Below are 15,059 nucleotides of genomic sequence, written 5' to 3' on the forward strand. Positions count from 1 at the left end.
TATGAATGTTAATAGTATGTTTACAAATTATTAATTTTCATCATCAAAGCGCATATGGATTTGTTCTTTTCCTTGGTGTTGCTCTCTGATCTCTTGAGCAACTAAAGCAATAGCTTCACCACTACTCATACCATCGGCCATCAGTTGATGAATTTTCTCAACGGCTTGTTGCTGCTCTTCATGGTTAAGTGCTGGCATCCCAGAAAACATGGTTTAAACCTCATTAATAAAATATTAAAATCAATAATTAAGATTTTAACATCTCTTCGATTATTAAGATAAGAATATATGTTAATCTGTTTAGAATCATTTGCGGAAATTTATACTTATCAATATGGTTATCAATAGAATCCAATTACCTTATAGCCCTGATGCGGCAATCGATTTTTTTACCCCTATCGCGCACTTGCCATGGGCCATGTTGTTACACTCAGGCCATGCAAAGCACTCGCACAATCGATTTGACATTGTGGTTGCCGAGCCTATTGCAACATTAACGACTTATCACCAACAAACTACTGTTGTTGAGCAGGCGAAAGCGCCTATTATGACGGAGGCCGACCCCTTTGAGGTACTCCAGCAATTACTTGATAAATACCAAAAGGGTGATAATGGCAGTGTTGACTTACCTTTTAATGGCGGTGCTTTAGGGATCTGGAGTTACGATTTAGGTCGCCGTATTGAAAAACTCCCTGAATTATCAAAAACTGAACTCCAGTTTCCAGATATGGCTGTCGGTATCTATTTATGGGCGCTAATCGTTGATCATCATAATAAAACAACCACACTTATCAGCTATGATGATGTCGATGCACGATTAGCTTGGCTACAAGCACAAAAAGCCCCTCGTAAAAACAAATTTCAATTAACCTCCCCTTGGCAATCAAATATGTCTGAGGAGACCTATCACCATAACATCGCTCGCATCCATGAATACTTACGTAGTGGTGATTGTTACCAAATCAACTTAGCACAACGTTTTAAAGCGAAATATAAAGGTGATGAATGGAATGCATTTTTGGCCCTACTTGACCGCAATGGTGCCCCTTTCTCTTCTTTTATACGCCTTCCCGAAAATGCGGTGATCAGTATTTCGCCTGAACGCTTCATTCTTTTACAGGATGGGGACATTCAGACCCGCCCGATTAAAGGAACATTACCTCGTTTAGAAAATGAACTGGACGATCTGGCGCAAGCTGAAAAATTGGCGAGTTCAGTCAAAGACCGCGCTGAAAACTTAATGATTGTTGATTTGCTGAGAAATGATATTGGCCGAGTAGCCCGCCCCGGTACGGTAAACGTCCCTGAACTATTTGCCGTTGAAGCATTTCCTGCTGTTCACCATTTAGTCAGTACCGTCACAGCAAAATTAGATACACAATATCGCGCTACTGATTTATTACGTGCCTGTTTCCCCGGAGGTTCTATCACCGGAGCACCTAAAGTCCGTGCAATGGAAATTATTGAAGAGTTAGAACCGCACCGTCGACATGGGTATTGTGGTGCAATAGGCTATATTAGTTTTTGTGGTAATATGGATACCAATATTGCCATTCGTACCCTGCTAACGTACAAAAAGCACCTATACTGTTGGGCAGGTGGAGGCATCGTTGCTGATAGCCAAGCAAATAAGGAATACCAAGAAACATTTGATAAGCTAAGTCTTATACTGCCTTTATTAGGAGCGTTAACTACTGATGACCAAACTGAATAACTTTATTAACCGTTTTCAGTTTACATTACCGAAAACCCGCCAGCCAATACGCAAGGCGGGTAAGTCGGCCGCTGTTTTATTGCCGATTATTAATAAGCCTACGCCCACACTCCTTCTTACCCAACGTTCTCCTTTTTTACGCTCTCATGCAGGACAGATAGCCTTTCCTGGCGGTGCTAGCGACCCAGAGGATGATTCGTTAATCAGTACGGCATTACGCGAAACTTATGAAGAGGTGGCTATTCCTCCTGAAAAAGTCAAAGTGCTCGGCCAACTAGCCCCTTTGCAGAGTTACGGCGGCTACGAAGTTACCCCCATTGTTGGATTACTGCCAAACAATATCCAGTATCAAGCAAACCCAAGCGAAGTCGCATCTATATTTGAAGTTCCACTGTTTGACGCGCTATCTTTGCAACGTCATAAATATGTCGATATTAAACGTTCAGGGCGGCAAAACCGTATTTTCTTTTATTGGTATAACGGCCACCTTGTTTGGGGATTGACTGCATCAATTATTCATCAACTAGCCTTACAACTAGACTAATTTTTATCATTTTTCACCAAACAATGCTTATATTGCAGAGTGATATTTTTGAATAACCGTTATATAACGTGATATCTTACAAAATATACCTCTACCATCTGATTGTTTTTTACACATACCACAACCATTTTGTGCTATTTATAATCAATTCTCTGCATGCAACTACCTTATTTCAAAAAATACTTTAAACTTACTGGTTAACACTACTAAATAACAGTAAAGTAGCGCCTTTTAAAATAAATCACTAGATTTTCATCTTTTTTTTAAGGAGTCCTGCGTGATAAGCGTTTTCGACATGTTTAAAGTGGGCATTGGCCCGTCAAGCTCTCATACCGTTGGTCCAATGAAAGCTGGGAAAGAATTTGTCGATGATTTAGTGAGCAAAAATTTACTACCTAACATCACTCGTATTTCAGTGGATGTTTATGGGTCGTTATCGCTTACGGGAAAAGGGCACCATACTGATATCGCCATTATTATGGGGCTAGCCGGTAATTTACCAGCCACTGTTGACATCGAATCCATCCCAACTTTTATCAAAAATGTGGAAGAAACAGAAAAGTTATCGTTAGCAAATGGCGCTAAAGTTGTTGATTTCCCCGCTGAAGGAGGTATGAATTTTCGTCAAGATAACCTGCCTTTACATGAAAATGGCATGACAATTCATGCTTTTGCTGGCAATGATGAGGTTTATACCAAAACCTACTATTCCATCGGCGGTGGTTTTATCGTCGATGAAGAGCATTTTGGTCAAACGACCTTAGATAGCAAGCCTGTATCTTACCCATTTAGCTCTGCTGAAGAACTATTACTCAACTGCAAAAAATCTGGTTTGTCCATTTCCAGTCTAATGATGAAAAATGAGTTAGACCTGCATAGCAAACAAGAGATAGAAGATTATTTCGCTGATGTCTGGCACACGATGCAAGCCTGTATTGAACGTGGCTTAAATACAGAAGGCGTTTTGCCGGGACCATTACGTGTTCCTCGCCGTGCGCCCGCTTTAAATCGCATAGTAACGTCATCGAGTAAACTGTCTAATGACCCAATGAATGTTGTTGACCTTATCAATATGTATGCCTTAGCCGTTAACGAAGAAAATGCAGCTGGTGGACGTGTTGTTACCGCACCAACCAATGGTGCGTGCGGGATTGTTCCAGCGGTGCTCGCTTACTACAACCATTGTATTGAGCCTGTAACGCCTGAATTATATATGCGCTATTTCTTGGCATCGGGTGCTATTGGTATCTTGTATAAAATGAATGCATCCATTTCAGGCGCTGAGGTCGGTTGCCAAGGTGAAGTGGGCGTGGCATGTTCCATGGCCGCAGCAGGTTTAGCTGAATTATTCGGTGGTAGTCCAGAACAAGTCTGTATCGCCGCAGAAATTGGCATGGAGCACAATCTTGGATTAACTTGCGACCCCGTTGCTGGTCAAGTACAAGTTCCTTGCATTGAGCGCAATGCTATTGCATCCGTCAAAGCAGTGAATGCAACACGTATGGCGTTACGCAGAACCAGCGAACCTCGTGTTTCACTCGATAAAGTCATTGAAACCATGTATGAAACAGGGAAAGACATGAATGCTAAATATCGTGAAACTTCCCGTGGCGGGTTAGCAATTAAAGTTCAGTGTGATTAACTAGCGCTAAAATTTAAAGTAAAAATGCCCTCTTTTCTGTTATCAATCGACAGCTTTCAAGAGGGCTTTTTTAATGCCTATTAAAAAGTCTAGCCCCTAACTTAACAGCGTTTTACCATACAACCTTCAAATTTAATTAATCAATTACCCATACATTTTTTGTTGATTTATTAGCTTTAGCAAAGATAAGTGATTCTCGTAAAAATACATTTGCTACTATTTTATGCTAAACGTGCTTTTTCATCTCACTGAATATGAATTACTTTTCACATTAATCTGTCTATTAAATAAACAAAATATCAATATGAAATAGTTTTTATCTTTAATTTTGTTACCGATAACATTATTTAACTCTCAAAATAACATTATTTTGGATTTTAATAAAACCAACAAGAAAATAAAAAGATAACAATCTTAAATTGCTGGGGTTTCTTAGGTCTATTCTTATTTTTCTGACGCGAAACAAGTTTTTGGCTTAAAACAAAATGATATGCTAATACTGTACTTGATACTAATAACACGATTAGCTGTGCCATGAATACCATGCGAAATTTGTAATTATTCAGCTAATATTATGATACAGGGGAAATTGATAAATAGGCGTCTAACTTTAGCGTCTAGTTATCGACAAAGAGTATTTCGTTTTATTTATCTATGAGGGAAAAATAGTGAGTATAGCTATTATGATTGGTACACACGGAGTCGCCGCAGAGCAGCTTCTTCGAACAACCGAGATGTTAATAGGCGAACAAGAAAACGTTTCGTTTATTGACTTTATCCCTGGGGAAAACGCAGACACCCTGTTTGAAAAGTACACCCAGAAATTAACTGATTTAGATACTTCTAAAGGGGTGCTATTCCTTGTCGATACATGGGGAGGTAGTCCATTTAACGCAGCAAGCCGCATAGTTAACGAACATAATAATTACGATATTATCACTGGTGTAAATGTTCCGATGCTCGTTGAGACATTTATGTGCCGTGATGATAATCCAACAATGGATGAATTGATTACAGTAGCGTTAGAAACCGGACGAGGTGGTGTTCGCGCCTTTAAATATAAAGAAGTTGAAGCCCAACCTGCGCCTGTTGCACCCGCTACGCAAACGCCTGCTCCTGTGAAAGCTGGCCCTGGCGAGCATATGGTAATTGCGCTGGCCCGTATTGATGACCGCTTAATTCATGGCCAAGTTGCAACTCGCTGGACCAAAGAAACTAAAGTTAAGCGCATAATCGTTGTCAGCGATGAAGTGGCTAAAGACCAAGTTCGCTCTACATTGCTTAAGCAAGTCGCCCCTCCCGGTGTTACCGCACACGTTGTTGACGTCGCTAAATGTGTCCGCGTTTATGACAACCCGAAATATGCGGGTGAAAGAGTCATGCTGTTATTTACTAACCCAACAGACGTTAAACGTATTGTAGAAGAAGGTGTAGACATTAAATCAGTCAATATTGGCGGTATGGCATACCACGAAGGCAAAACGATGGTGACTAATGCCGTTTCCATCAACCAAGAAGATATCGACGCATTTAATTATTTGTATGATAAAAATATTGAGCTTGAAGTTAGAAAAGTTTCATCCGATAGCAAAATCGACATGATGGACTTAATTAATAAGATTAAAAAATAATACGTTATAACCACTTTTATGTTGACTTTTAATCCATTACTCAAAACAGATTTTAAAACTTGTTGGTTACAGGAGATTAAACAATGGAACTTACCGTTGTTCAAATAGTCATGGTCTTCATCGTTGCATGTATCGCCGGTATGGGATCTATCCTCGATGAATTCCAATTTCACCGCCCGCTCATTGCCTGTACTCTCATTGGTATCGTGCTTGGAGACATGAAAACAGGGATCATTATCGGTGGTACACTGGAAATGATCGCACTTGGATGGATGAATATCGGTGCGGCAGTTGCTCCTGATGCTGCCTTAGCATCTATCATTTCAACCATTCTGGTTATTGCCGGTGGACAAAGTATTGGAGCTGGTATTGCATTGGCAATCCCACTTGCTGCGGCAGGACAAGTACTGACCATCATCGTGCGTACTATCACCGTTGCGTTTCAACACGCAGCTGACCGCGCCGCAATCAGCGGAAACCTAACATCACTGAGTATTATTCATGTCAGTGCGTTAGTCTTACAAGCGATGCGCGTTGCGATCCCTGCCTTAATTGTCGCAGTCTCTGTTGGAACTTCTGAAGTTCAGCACCTGTTAAATTCTATTCCTGAGGTCGTTACCAGCGGTCTAAATATTGCTGGTGGTATGATCGTTGTTGTTGGTTATGCGATGGTTATCAATATGATGCGTGCAGGCTACTTAATGCCATTCTTCTACTTAGGCTTTGTAACCGCAGCATTCACTGACTTTAACCTTGTTGCTCTGGGTGTTATCGGTGTCGTTATGGCCGTGCTTTATATTCAACTCAGTCCTAAATACAACAAATCTCAAGTTGTTGTCACCCAAGGCAGCAATAACAACAACCTTGATAACGAATTAGACTAGGAGGAGCGCAAACATGGTTGATACAACTCAGTCTACAGAGAAAAAACTCACACAAAGTGATATTCGCGGTGTGTTCTTGCGTTCCAACTTATTCCAAGGTTCTTGGAACTTTGAACGGATGCAGGCACTGGGCTTTTGTTTTTCAATGGTTCCCGTTATCCGTCGCCTGTATCCAGAAAATAATGATGATAGAAAACAAGCTATTAAACGCCATTTAGAGTTTTTCAATACCCATCCATATGTTGCCGCCCCCGTGCTCGGGGTTACAATGGCAATGGAAGAGCAGCGTGCTAACGGGGCTGACATTGATGATGGTGCAATCAACGGTATCAAAGTCGGTCTTATGGGGCCACTTGCAGGTGTTGGTGACCCTATTTTCTGGGGTACTGTTCGCCCTGTATTTGCGGCTTTAGGGGCAGGTATTGCGATGACCGGTAGCTTACTTGGCCCTGTCCTTTTCTTCGTATTATTTAACTTAGTTCGTTTGCTGACCCGTTATTATGGCGTTGCCTACGGTTATAAGAAAGGGATCGATATCGTTCAAGATATGGGCGGTGGCTTCCTGCAGAAATTGACGGAGGGGGCGTCAATACTTGGTTTGTTTGTCATGGGTGCTTTGGTTAATAAATGGACACACGTTAATATCCCACTGGAAGTTTCACGGATAAAAAACCAAACCACTGGTGTGGAAGATATTACCACGGTACAGATGATCCTAGACCAACTAATGCCTGGTTTAGTGCCTTTATTACTCACCTTCGGTTGTATGTGGCTATTGCGACGTAAAATCAATGCACTTTGGATCATTATTGGCTTCTTCGGCCTTGGTATCCTAGGAGCTTGGTTAAAATTCTTAGCACCATAATTACTAAGATTTATTTGAATTGGGAGGTTGCAGCCTCCCTTTTTTAATTTTAAGCTTTGCATATGTTTACTTACCTAAGGGCGCTCCAATGACCTTTAATGATGCCATTATTGCTATTATCATTTTGATCATGCTTGTGTATGCTATTTATGATGAATTTATTCAGCATTTGCTGAAAGGGAAAACCCTACTCAAAGTTAATCTAAAACGAAAAAATCGTGTTGATGCGATAATTTTTATCATCTTAATTTGTATTGTTATTTATACAAATATTGTTCGTCATGGTAATTTATTAACCACTTACTTATTATTGGTGACTATTTTTATGTCAATTTACTTGGCATTTATAAGAGCACCAAAGTTATTCTTTAAGCAAACTGGTTTTTATTTTGCTAATACTTTTATTTTATATGACAGAATAAAAACAATGAATTTATCGGAAGATGGTATATTAATAATAGGTTTAGAAAAAAAGAAAATTCACATTCAAGTATCACATCTTGATGATTTACAAAGAATTTATGAATTCTTCATTAATCATAAATAATCGTAATATATATTCTCATTAAAATTAAGGTTAATTAGATCTACAGTTAACCTTAATTTTACCAATATCGTTATTGATAATAATTCTCACTACCGTTTAATATCCACAATTAATTAAGTGTTGCCTTTAAATTAAAATATGGTATCTTTCTTTCCACGTCATTGGGGAGTAGCCTGTTCTGGTAATATATTTATACCAGAAAGTCCGTATCAACATACTCGTTTGTTTTCAAACGTGGTACGGACACCATATTTGGTTGGCAAGACCATAGACACATAAATATACCTTTTGGTTGGGGGCAATTTATGTGTATATGGAAACACCCAACCGAGGTTTTTGCTATGAGTTTCTACGCTACTCTGGTCTTAGCGCTTGCGCTATCCATGGATGCCTTTGCTGTCGCTATTTGTAAAGGAGCAGTCCTTAATAAACCCCGCTTTAAAGAAATTCTCCGTACTGGATTCATATTCGGTTTTATTGAAGCCATCACCCCCATTATTGGTTGGGGCATCGGTATCCTTGCTAGTCAATACGTTATTCGGTGGGATCATTGGATTGCATTTACTTTATTATTTGTTTTAGGTGCTCGAATGATTTGGCAGAGCATTAAAACAAAAGATGAAGAATGCTGTTCAAAACCCTCAAGCCATAGCTCAACAAGCCTAATATTTTCCGCTATAGCCACTAGTCTTGATGCAATGGCAATTGGTTTAGGTCTCGCATTTTTACAAGTGGATATCGTCCATACCGCAATGACAATTGGCTTAATGACAATGATCATGGCGACTATTGGAATGATGATAGGCCGTTATGTTGGACCACTTCTCGGGAAAAAAGCCGAAATTATTGGTGGGCTGGTATTAATTGGTATCGGATTTAATATCTTATTTGAGCACCTTGAATTATTTATGTATGCCCCCTAATTTTGTTGCCCCCTAATTAACTTAGGGGGCAAATTTAATCAATTTATTCACCTTGATATTGGTAAACCCGAATCAAAAAATCCGCCGTATAACCTTCCAATCCAGATAATAATAGACTTTGTTTCACATCTTCGGATGCACGCCAAGCAAAGGGAGTCATTGCTAACAGTTCATAAGCTTCACGCCCTATTAGGGACATTTTATAGTTTAATCGCACTTCATCTAATAACTTAAAATTAGGTAGATTCTCTTCTTTAGCGGGGTGCAATTTAACCTCATCATAAATCAGCGATTTTAATTCTTGCAAATGTTCTGCTGCGGGAGTGACAGTAATGAGAACCCCCTTTGAGATTAAAATACGACTTAGCTCTTCTGCTTTGCATGGGGCATAAATTCTTACAACGCCACCAAAACTTTCATCAGAAAAAGGTAACCGGTGACTAGTCCCCACACAGAAACGCACTGATTTGTAACGCTTAGCTGCGTAACGAATTGCCGCTTTAGAAACATCTAATCCAAAAACTTTGGCTTGGCTATCTTTCCTTAGCAGCTCTTGTGCAAAGTAATCGGTGTAATAGCCTTCCCCACAACCAATATCTAGCAAGTTAACATGGGATGACGGCAGAAATTGGATTATTTTTTCTGCTACTTTTTCACGCATTAAATGGTAATGGCCTGCATCAAGAAATAACCTGCGCGCCTGAATCATTTCTGCACTATCACCAGGATCTTTAGAACGCTTATGTTGTACTGGTAATAAGTTAACATAACCTTCTTTGGCACAATCAAATTGGTGATTTGCTTCGCAACGATAGCTATTTTGAATGAGATTTAGAGGTGTAAAACAGAGCGGACATAGGTAATTCATAAGGTTCACTGATCTTAAAATAAGAACCAGTATATCATACCCATAATGATGCAGCGCTATGGAATTATTTTCCATAGCACCGTGACGTTAATGCAGTTTCATTAAATTATTTTGCGGACTTACCCACATGCGCAGATTTTTCTTTGCTAGCTTTTTTCTCTGCTTTCGTTTTAATTTGATGAGTTTTCGTTGCTTGATGAGACTGCGAAATTGAAGAAATAGGCTCAGATTTTACAGTTGGATTTGCTAATGCAGCACCAGAAACAGCTAAAGACAATACAGTTGCTATTGCGGCTAATTTTTTCATTTTTACTACCTTCATAATTGAATGGTCAGTTTAGATTAAAACAACGCTATTTTTGTTACAGACTAACACGACTAAATTGCTTTATTTGTATCTTCGATTTTGCTTTTACCCTCTTTTTTCTCAGCTTTTAACTTATTAGCATGATGATTTTTCGCAGCATGATGAACTTTTACAATATGCTTTATAGGCTCAGTTTTAACTGTTGTATTTGCTAACGCAGCACCAGAAACAGCTAAAGACAATACGGTTGCGATTGCTAATAACTTTTTCATTTATCGTACCTTATGATATTTAAAAGCAAGGACCTTCTTGCCAAACTAATAAATCATACTTTGTTTATTCCCTGCAATAGGACAAATTTAAAGATTTATAAATTTTTTATAGGTTATTTTAATAGGTATTTATTTTCAGTTTGTTGATATTTCGTTTACTCTTTCTTTATTTTTATTAATTATAAAATCAAATATAATACAATAAAAACAATTAGATAAAATACATTCCCGCTTATCAAGTTTTTATTTATTTCATTTAAGTCTGCTTATTTGACATTAAATTTTGTCCTATACATGTGTTATTTTCTTTCTATACTTGCTTTATATTTGCATTTTAGTTCTATAGACTAAAAAAGAAAAAGGATTAAAAATGAAATTAAGATTAGCAACTCCAGCAGAGTCAGAACGTTTATGGTTTATTAGAAATCAAGCCATTCGCCATGGTTGCCAAACTAGCTTCAGTCAACCAATAATTACAGCTTGGACACCAGATGAAATGCCACCAAGCTACACAAGAGAGGTGGAGAAAAACCCATTTTTTGTCGTGGTCAATAACGAAAACGAAGCTATCTCAACGGGTTTTCTTAACTTGGAAGCTAACAGTGTCGATGCTATTTTTACTTTGCCTGAATATACTGGTTGTGGTGCCGCAGGGCTGATATTAGATGCAATCAAAGCAGAAGCAAAAAAGCGCAATATTAAAAAACTAACATTAGATTCATCGCCTAATGCAGAACGTTTTTACCAAAAGCACGGGTTTATCTCTATTAAACACGACAGCTATTATTCTTCACTTGCCAAAGCCTATTTGCCTTGCATTCGAATGGAGTTTACTTTGTAAGCAAAAAATAAAAAATCAGACTTATATTGAAAAGCCCCTTATAGTTGGATAACCAATTACTGGACGGCTTTTACTATTATTGCAGGATACCCTAAGAAAGAGACTTAGAAATCAGCAAATTCAGGAATAGGCTTACGGCCATGGGATTCAAGGAAATCAAGTACGCGACGTGGCGTCACATTCAGGATCTGAGATTGTGGGAAATCAATAGAGTCCAACATTTCAATGACACGATCAAAACGGCCTAAATAACCCGCAAAATGGGAGTCAGACCCCAGAGCAACCCAACCGCCACTGTCTTTAACGGCTTTTGCAATTTCCAAACAATTCTTTTGGCTACCCGCTCGGGAGTGGAGAAACGAGGAGTTATTCATTTCTAAAGCAACATTACTTTCTTTTGCTGCTTGAGCAACCGCTTTAATATCGATGGGATACTTAGGATTCCCAGGGTGAGTAATAATTTGCACTTTGCCGCTACAAATAGTGGCAATCATAGCTTCAGTATTATCAGCTAAGCTTTGAGGTTCTAATACTGGCTCATGAAACCCCGCTAATATAATATCCAAATGACGCGCTATCTTTTCATTGCAATCTGTCTCACCCTGCTTATTCTTTATATTAGCTTCAATTCCATACAGCAAGCCGACGCCATCAACAATCCTAGGTAAAATAGGCATATTGCCGAAATGCCACTCATGAGGTGCATCTTGCATTTCAGGTCCGTGATCGGTAATCGCAAATAGTTTTACGCCACGGCTTGCTGCCTCCGCAAAATATTCATTAACTGTACTATATGCGTGAGTGCTGGCAATGGTATGCGCATGTAAATCAACTTGATACATAAATAGTGTCCTTCTAACTCTTATCTTTGCTTTCTCGCTTATAAACTCCCTATTCAAGCTAACATATCAACGTTAAGGTTTCGATACTAATTAAGCTAAACAGCACTTTATAGGCCTATCTCGATATATTGCATTTTATCTTAATGGCATTCAGTACAAAAAAACCCGCGACAATCGCGGGTTCAGGAGACAACTTTAAAATTAGTCGACTAAAATACGTTTATTTGTCGCGCCCCAAAGAATAGACATCTCTGTAAAAAGTGCGCCACTGATATCTTCAACCTCTTCAGCTGTTATCTCAGCGTTGCCTTGCTTACCAAAAAAGACAACCTCATCACCTGAGCTAACTTGTTTTAGGTCAGTAACATCCACCATAACCGTATTCATTGATGTTTTTCCTAATACCGGAACGGTATGGCCATTGACTAATGCATGACCGGTATTACTAAACACTCTACGATAGCCATCTGCATAACCGACAGGAATGTTTGCTAAAACAGAATCACGCTTCAAAGTATAGGTTCTATCATAACCGACAGTATTTCCTTTAGGATAATGATTCACTGAGGCAATATTCGATTTGAACGTCATAACACGTTTATAGTCATTTGTTGCAACGGTATCACCGTAGAAAATCCCCCCTACACGTACCATGTCCAACCATGATTCAGGTACAGTAATTGTTGCATAAGTATTCGCAACATGAAGCGTCACATCTTCACGCTTTAATCCTGTCACAGCTAATACGTGTTGTGACTCTTTGTTGAACTTTGCAAGATCTTTACGGATTTGTTCCTCATCTTCCTCAGGGTAATGAGACATAATCCCCACGATTTTTAATTGTGGTAAATCTGAAATCAGCTTTGCTTCATTCAAACCTGCATCATTACTAACTTCTAAGCCATTACGTGACATTCCTGCCGAATTCAAAGCTAGATGTATAGGAATGACTTTATTTTGTTGTTTAGCAATAACATTCAAACGCTGCGCCATCGCTAAATTACCAATGAGTTCTTCTGTATCATATTGTGTCGCTTGTGCCATTTCTTGCTCTGTTGCATTTCTAACTCGCATCAGGCGACCTTTAAAACCAAGATCCCTTACCGTTTTTAACTCTTGGTTACTCGTTACACCAATACATTGAATATTATTTTCAATCATAACTGGCGTCACTAAAGAAAGATCATGCCCATATGCATCCCCTTTCAATATGGCACATATACCTGATTTATTTCCTAAGAGAGCCTGAATTTTTTTAATATTATAGTCCAAAGCACTATGAGATATTTCAATCCATGCGTTGTTAACTATTGCGGGTTGGGTTTGCACAACATTCGTTGAGACCGTATTCGTACTGGTATTCGCTGGCTGTTGACACGCTGTCGCAGCGACGACTAGAGGCAGTAATGCGAGATATTTTAAACGAAAAGCCACAAATTATTCCTTAGAAATAGTGATATTTTCCCAACTCATTATTTTTATGATTATGGGCCTCTGATATACACAAACCATGCATATACGTTTCGGATGATACCAACCCAAGCCATTTGAACAAGTAAAAATTCACTTACAATGCATAAAAATACGCTAAGATAGTTACAATAGGCGAAAAAGCAAACAATAGAGTTATTATTTTCTCTCTATCTCATAGATTGGTTCATCATCTAGAAGAACATTGATTAATTTTTTAACTAATAATATATTTATTAATGTATTATTACAGCCATTGATAATATATTTCATATATGAATTTTGATCTAATTATATTAATAATACTAAACAATGTAGTGAGGTGCCCCAAATTAACCAAATAAGTAGTAAAATACCTATTCTTGAACACCCATATTTTTCATAATGCTTTTATTTGCTTATGATTTAATTAAAACATTTGCTTGCAATTTCAAAGAGCAAAAAAAACAATTAATTTCAATTAGTTAAAATCATGCTATTAATAAAAACAACTTTATTAGTTTTTTTTATTTGGCTAACCTATTTCATTAATTAATAATATCCTCCGATTGCTAGTTTATTCTATTCGTTAAAGTCACTCAATTAATGAGGCTATCTATGAAGTGCAAAATACTCACTATCATTATTCCAACATTACTTACTGCAAATGCCGCTAACTCCGCTGAAATGTATAATAAAGATGGGAACAAGCTAGATGTTTATGGCCAAATTGATGTTCGACATCATATTGCTAAGAGTCGTAGTGGTGAAGATGGCGATGATTCGCGTGTTAGGCTTGGTTTAAAAGGCGACACGCAAATCACCGACCAACTCATTGGTTTTGGTCGTTTCGAATGGGAAACAAAAACCAACCAATCAGAATCTACTGAAGAAAACAGTAATCGTTTAGCTTATGCCGGGTTAAAGTTCGCTGATTATGGCTCCGTGGATTATGGCCGTAATTATGGGGTACTTTATGATACCAATGCTTGGACTGACGTATTACCACTTTGGGGTGCAGATACGATGGATCAAGAAGATAATTACATGCTAAGTCGTAACCGTAACTTATTAACTTACCGTAATAACAATGCTTTTGGTTATATTGACGGTTTAAGTTTTGCCTTACAGTATCAAGGCAAAAATGGTGAGCAAAATCTATCATCTGGTGATGAGCTAACCGATAATGGTGATGGTTTCGGTTTATCTACCGCTTATGAATTAGGTTATGGTATTTCTCTCGGTGGGGGTTACTCCAGTTCATCTCGTACGCCGAATCAAAAAAATCCTGCTATCAGCAGTGCCACAGGGAAACGTGCAGAAGCTTGGAATATAGGTGGTAAATTTGAGTATGAAGATGCTTATTTTGCAGTGATGTATGGTCAAACATTAAATATGAGTCGTTTTGGTAACGATGATATGGAATCAATTGCCAATAAAACACAAAATCTCGAAATTGTTGCTTTATATTCTTTCGACTTTGGTTTAACACCATCAATTGGTTATAACTATTCCAAAGGTAAAAACTTAGGTAGTGATGGTAATAAAGAGCTCGTAAATTATATTGCGATCGGTTCTGCATATGATTTCAATAAAAACATGAGTGCTGTTATTGATTATAAAATCAATTTATTAAACGATAACGATTTTACCGACCACTACAAAATTAATACCGATAATGTCCTTGGATTGGGTTTAGTCTATCAGTTCTAATTTTGTAAAATATAAAA

At 38.3% G+C, this 15,059-nt stretch carries 16 protein-coding genes and 1 riboswitch; of the genes, 10 read left to right on the top strand and 6 right to left on the bottom strand.

Translation table 11 applies throughout. The features are described 5' to 3' along the window. Positions 1-30: 30 nt before the first annotated feature. Positions 31-210: a YoaH family protein gene (locus ACLPIE_RS11395; protein ID WP_430261742.1), complete on the bottom strand. Its 180-nt coding sequence runs from the start codon at positions 208-210 to the stop codon at positions 31-33. 124 nt (positions 211-334) lie between these two features. On the opposite strand from ACLPIE_RS11395, the gene pabB reads away from it, so the two are divergent. From pabB to mntP, 8 genes are all read left to right on the top strand, one after another. Next, positions 335-1,714: an aminodeoxychorismate synthase component 1 gene (pabB, locus tag ACLPIE_RS11400; RefSeq protein WP_430261743.1), complete on the top strand. Its 1,380-nt coding sequence runs from the start codon at positions 335-337 to the stop codon at positions 1,712-1,714. After that, complete coding sequence (locus ACLPIE_RS11405) at positions 1,698-2,258, top strand: CoA pyrophosphatase (RefSeq protein WP_430261744.1); 561 nt, start codon at positions 1,698-1,700, stop codon at positions 2,256-2,258. The genes pabB and ACLPIE_RS11405 overlap by 17 nt, the downstream gene beginning before the upstream one ends. A 277-nt stretch (positions 2,259-2,535) precedes the next feature. Continuing rightward, on the top strand, positions 2,536-3,900 hold the full coding sequence (locus ACLPIE_RS11410; protein WP_430261745.1) for an L-serine ammonia-lyase: 1,365 nt from the start codon (positions 2,536-2,538) through the stop codon (positions 3,898-3,900). Between the two features lie 668 nt (positions 3,901-4,568). Further along, positions 4,569-5,531 carry a PTS mannose transporter subunit IIAB gene (manX, locus tag ACLPIE_RS11415; RefSeq protein WP_430261746.1) on the top strand — a complete coding sequence of 321 codons (963 nt, stop codon included), beginning with the start codon at positions 4,569-4,571 and terminating at the stop codon, positions 5,529-5,531. Between the two features lie 83 nt (positions 5,532-5,614). Then, positions 5,615-6,415, top strand: coding sequence for a PTS mannose/fructose/sorbose transporter subunit IIC (locus tag ACLPIE_RS11420; RefSeq protein ID WP_430261747.1), 801 nt, complete (start codon positions 5,615-5,617; stop codon positions 6,413-6,415). 13 nt (positions 6,416-6,428) lie between these two features. Beyond that, entirely contained in the window at positions 6,429-7,280 is an 852-nt protein-coding gene (locus ACLPIE_RS11425; protein ID WP_430261748.1) for a PTS mannose transporter subunit IID, read from the top strand. An 88-nt stretch (positions 7,281-7,368) separates the two neighbouring features. Next, positions 7,369-7,827 carry a DUF986 family protein gene (locus ACLPIE_RS11430; protein WP_430261749.1) on the top strand — a complete coding sequence of 153 codons (459 nt, stop codon included), beginning with the start codon at positions 7,369-7,371 and terminating at the stop codon, positions 7,825-7,827. 151 nt (positions 7,828-7,978) lie between these two features. Further along, a riboswitch (yybP-ykoY riboswitch) is annotated at positions 7,979-8,144 on the top strand. Positions 8,145-8,168: 24 nt separating this feature from the next. Beyond that, a complete protein-coding gene (gene mntP / locus ACLPIE_RS11435; protein WP_430261913.1) occupies positions 8,169-8,750 on the top strand; it encodes a manganese efflux pump MntP in 582 nt (193 codons plus the stop codon). A 43-nt stretch (positions 8,751-8,793) separates the two neighbouring features. Here the strand turns inward: mntP and rlmA are convergent, their stop codons facing one another. The 3 genes from rlmA to ACLPIE_RS11450 all read right to left on the bottom strand — a co-directional run bounded on the left by rlmA (position 8,794) and on the right by ACLPIE_RS11450 (position 10,197). Continuing rightward, positions 8,794-9,618: a 23S rRNA (guanine(745)-N(1))-methyltransferase gene (rlmA, locus tag ACLPIE_RS11440; protein WP_430261750.1), complete on the bottom strand. Its 825-nt coding sequence runs from the start codon at positions 9,616-9,618 to the stop codon at positions 8,794-8,796. Positions 9,619-9,724: 106 nt separating this feature from the next. Then, on the bottom strand, positions 9,725-9,925 hold the full coding sequence (locus ACLPIE_RS11445) for an acid-shock protein (protein WP_430261751.1): 201 nt from the start codon (positions 9,923-9,925) through the stop codon (positions 9,725-9,727). Positions 9,926-9,996: 71 nt separating this feature from the next. Further along, positions 9,997-10,197, bottom strand: coding sequence for an acid-shock protein (locus ACLPIE_RS11450; RefSeq protein WP_430261752.1), 201 nt, complete (start codon positions 10,195-10,197; stop codon positions 9,997-9,999). Positions 10,198-10,567: 370 nt separating this feature from the next. Between ACLPIE_RS11450 and ACLPIE_RS11455 the strand changes: the two genes are divergently transcribed. Continuing rightward, on the top strand, positions 10,568-11,038 hold the full coding sequence (locus tag ACLPIE_RS11455) for a GNAT family N-acetyltransferase (RefSeq protein ID WP_430261753.1): 471 nt from the start codon (positions 10,568-10,570) through the stop codon (positions 11,036-11,038). Between the two features lie 104 nt (positions 11,039-11,142). Here the strand turns inward: ACLPIE_RS11455 and ACLPIE_RS11460 are convergent, their stop codons facing one another. Both ACLPIE_RS11460 and alr read right to left on the bottom strand, forming a co-directional pair. Further along, positions 11,143-11,880: a phosphatase gene (locus ACLPIE_RS11460; RefSeq protein WP_430261754.1), complete on the bottom strand. Its 738-nt coding sequence runs from the start codon at positions 11,878-11,880 to the stop codon at positions 11,143-11,145. A gap of 201 nt (positions 11,881-12,081) precedes the next feature. Further along, positions 12,082-13,314 carry an alanine racemase gene (alr, locus tag ACLPIE_RS11465; RefSeq protein WP_430261755.1) on the bottom strand — a complete coding sequence of 411 codons (1,233 nt, stop codon included), beginning with the start codon at positions 13,312-13,314 and terminating at the stop codon, positions 12,082-12,084. A gap of 633 nt (positions 13,315-13,947) precedes the next feature. Between alr and ACLPIE_RS11470 the strand changes: the two genes are divergently transcribed. Continuing rightward, entirely contained in the window at positions 13,948-15,042 is a 1,095-nt protein-coding gene (locus tag ACLPIE_RS11470; protein ID WP_430261756.1) for a porin, read from the top strand. The last annotated feature ends 17 nt before the right edge of the window (positions 15,043-15,059 follow it).

The organism is Providencia sp. Me31A (assembly GCF_050487165.1).
Taxonomy (GTDB): Bacteria; Pseudomonadota; Gammaproteobacteria; order Enterobacterales; family Enterobacteriaceae; genus Providencia.

Bases quoted from the DNA above. Each gene is read 5' to 3' on its own strand.
- ACLPIE_RS11395 (WP_430261742.1), bottom strand. From the start codon at position 210: ATGTTTTCTGGGATGCCAGCACTTAACCATGAAGAGCAGCAACAAGCC.
- pabB (WP_430261743.1), top strand. From the start codon at position 335: ATGGTTATCAATAGAATCCAATTACCTTATAGCCCTGATGCGGCAATC.
- ACLPIE_RS11405 (WP_430261744.1), top strand. From the start codon at position 1,698: ATGACCAAACTGAATAACTTTATTAACCGTTTTCAGTTTACATTACCG.
- ACLPIE_RS11420 (WP_430261747.1), top strand. From the start codon at position 5,615: ATGGAACTTACCGTTGTTCAAATAGTCATGGTCTTCATCGTTGCATGT.
- ACLPIE_RS11425 (WP_430261748.1), top strand. From the start codon at position 6,429: ATGGTTGATACAACTCAGTCTACAGAGAAAAAACTCACACAAAGTGAT.
- ACLPIE_RS11430 (WP_430261749.1), top strand. From the start codon at position 7,369: ATGACCTTTAATGATGCCATTATTGCTATTATCATTTTGATCATGCTT.
- mntP (WP_430261913.1), top strand. From the start codon at position 8,169: ATGAGTTTCTACGCTACTCTGGTCTTAGCGCTTGCGCTATCCATGGAT.
- rlmA (WP_430261750.1), bottom strand. From the start codon at position 9,618: ATGAATTACCTATGTCCGCTCTGTTTTACACCTCTAAATCTCATTCAA.
- ACLPIE_RS11445 (WP_430261751.1), bottom strand. From the start codon at position 9,925: ATGAAAAAATTAGCCGCAATAGCAACTGTATTGTCTTTAGCTGTTTCT.
- ACLPIE_RS11450 (WP_430261752.1), bottom strand. From the start codon at position 10,197: ATGAAAAAGTTATTAGCAATCGCAACCGTATTGTCTTTAGCTGTTTCT.
- ACLPIE_RS11455 (WP_430261753.1), top strand. From the start codon at position 10,568: ATGAAATTAAGATTAGCAACTCCAGCAGAGTCAGAACGTTTATGGTTT.
- ACLPIE_RS11460 (WP_430261754.1), bottom strand. From the start codon at position 11,880: ATGTATCAAGTTGATTTACATGCGCATACCATTGCCAGCACTCACGCA.
- ACLPIE_RS11470 (WP_430261756.1), top strand. From the start codon at position 13,948: ATGAAGTGCAAAATACTCACTATCATTATTCCAACATTACTTACTGCA.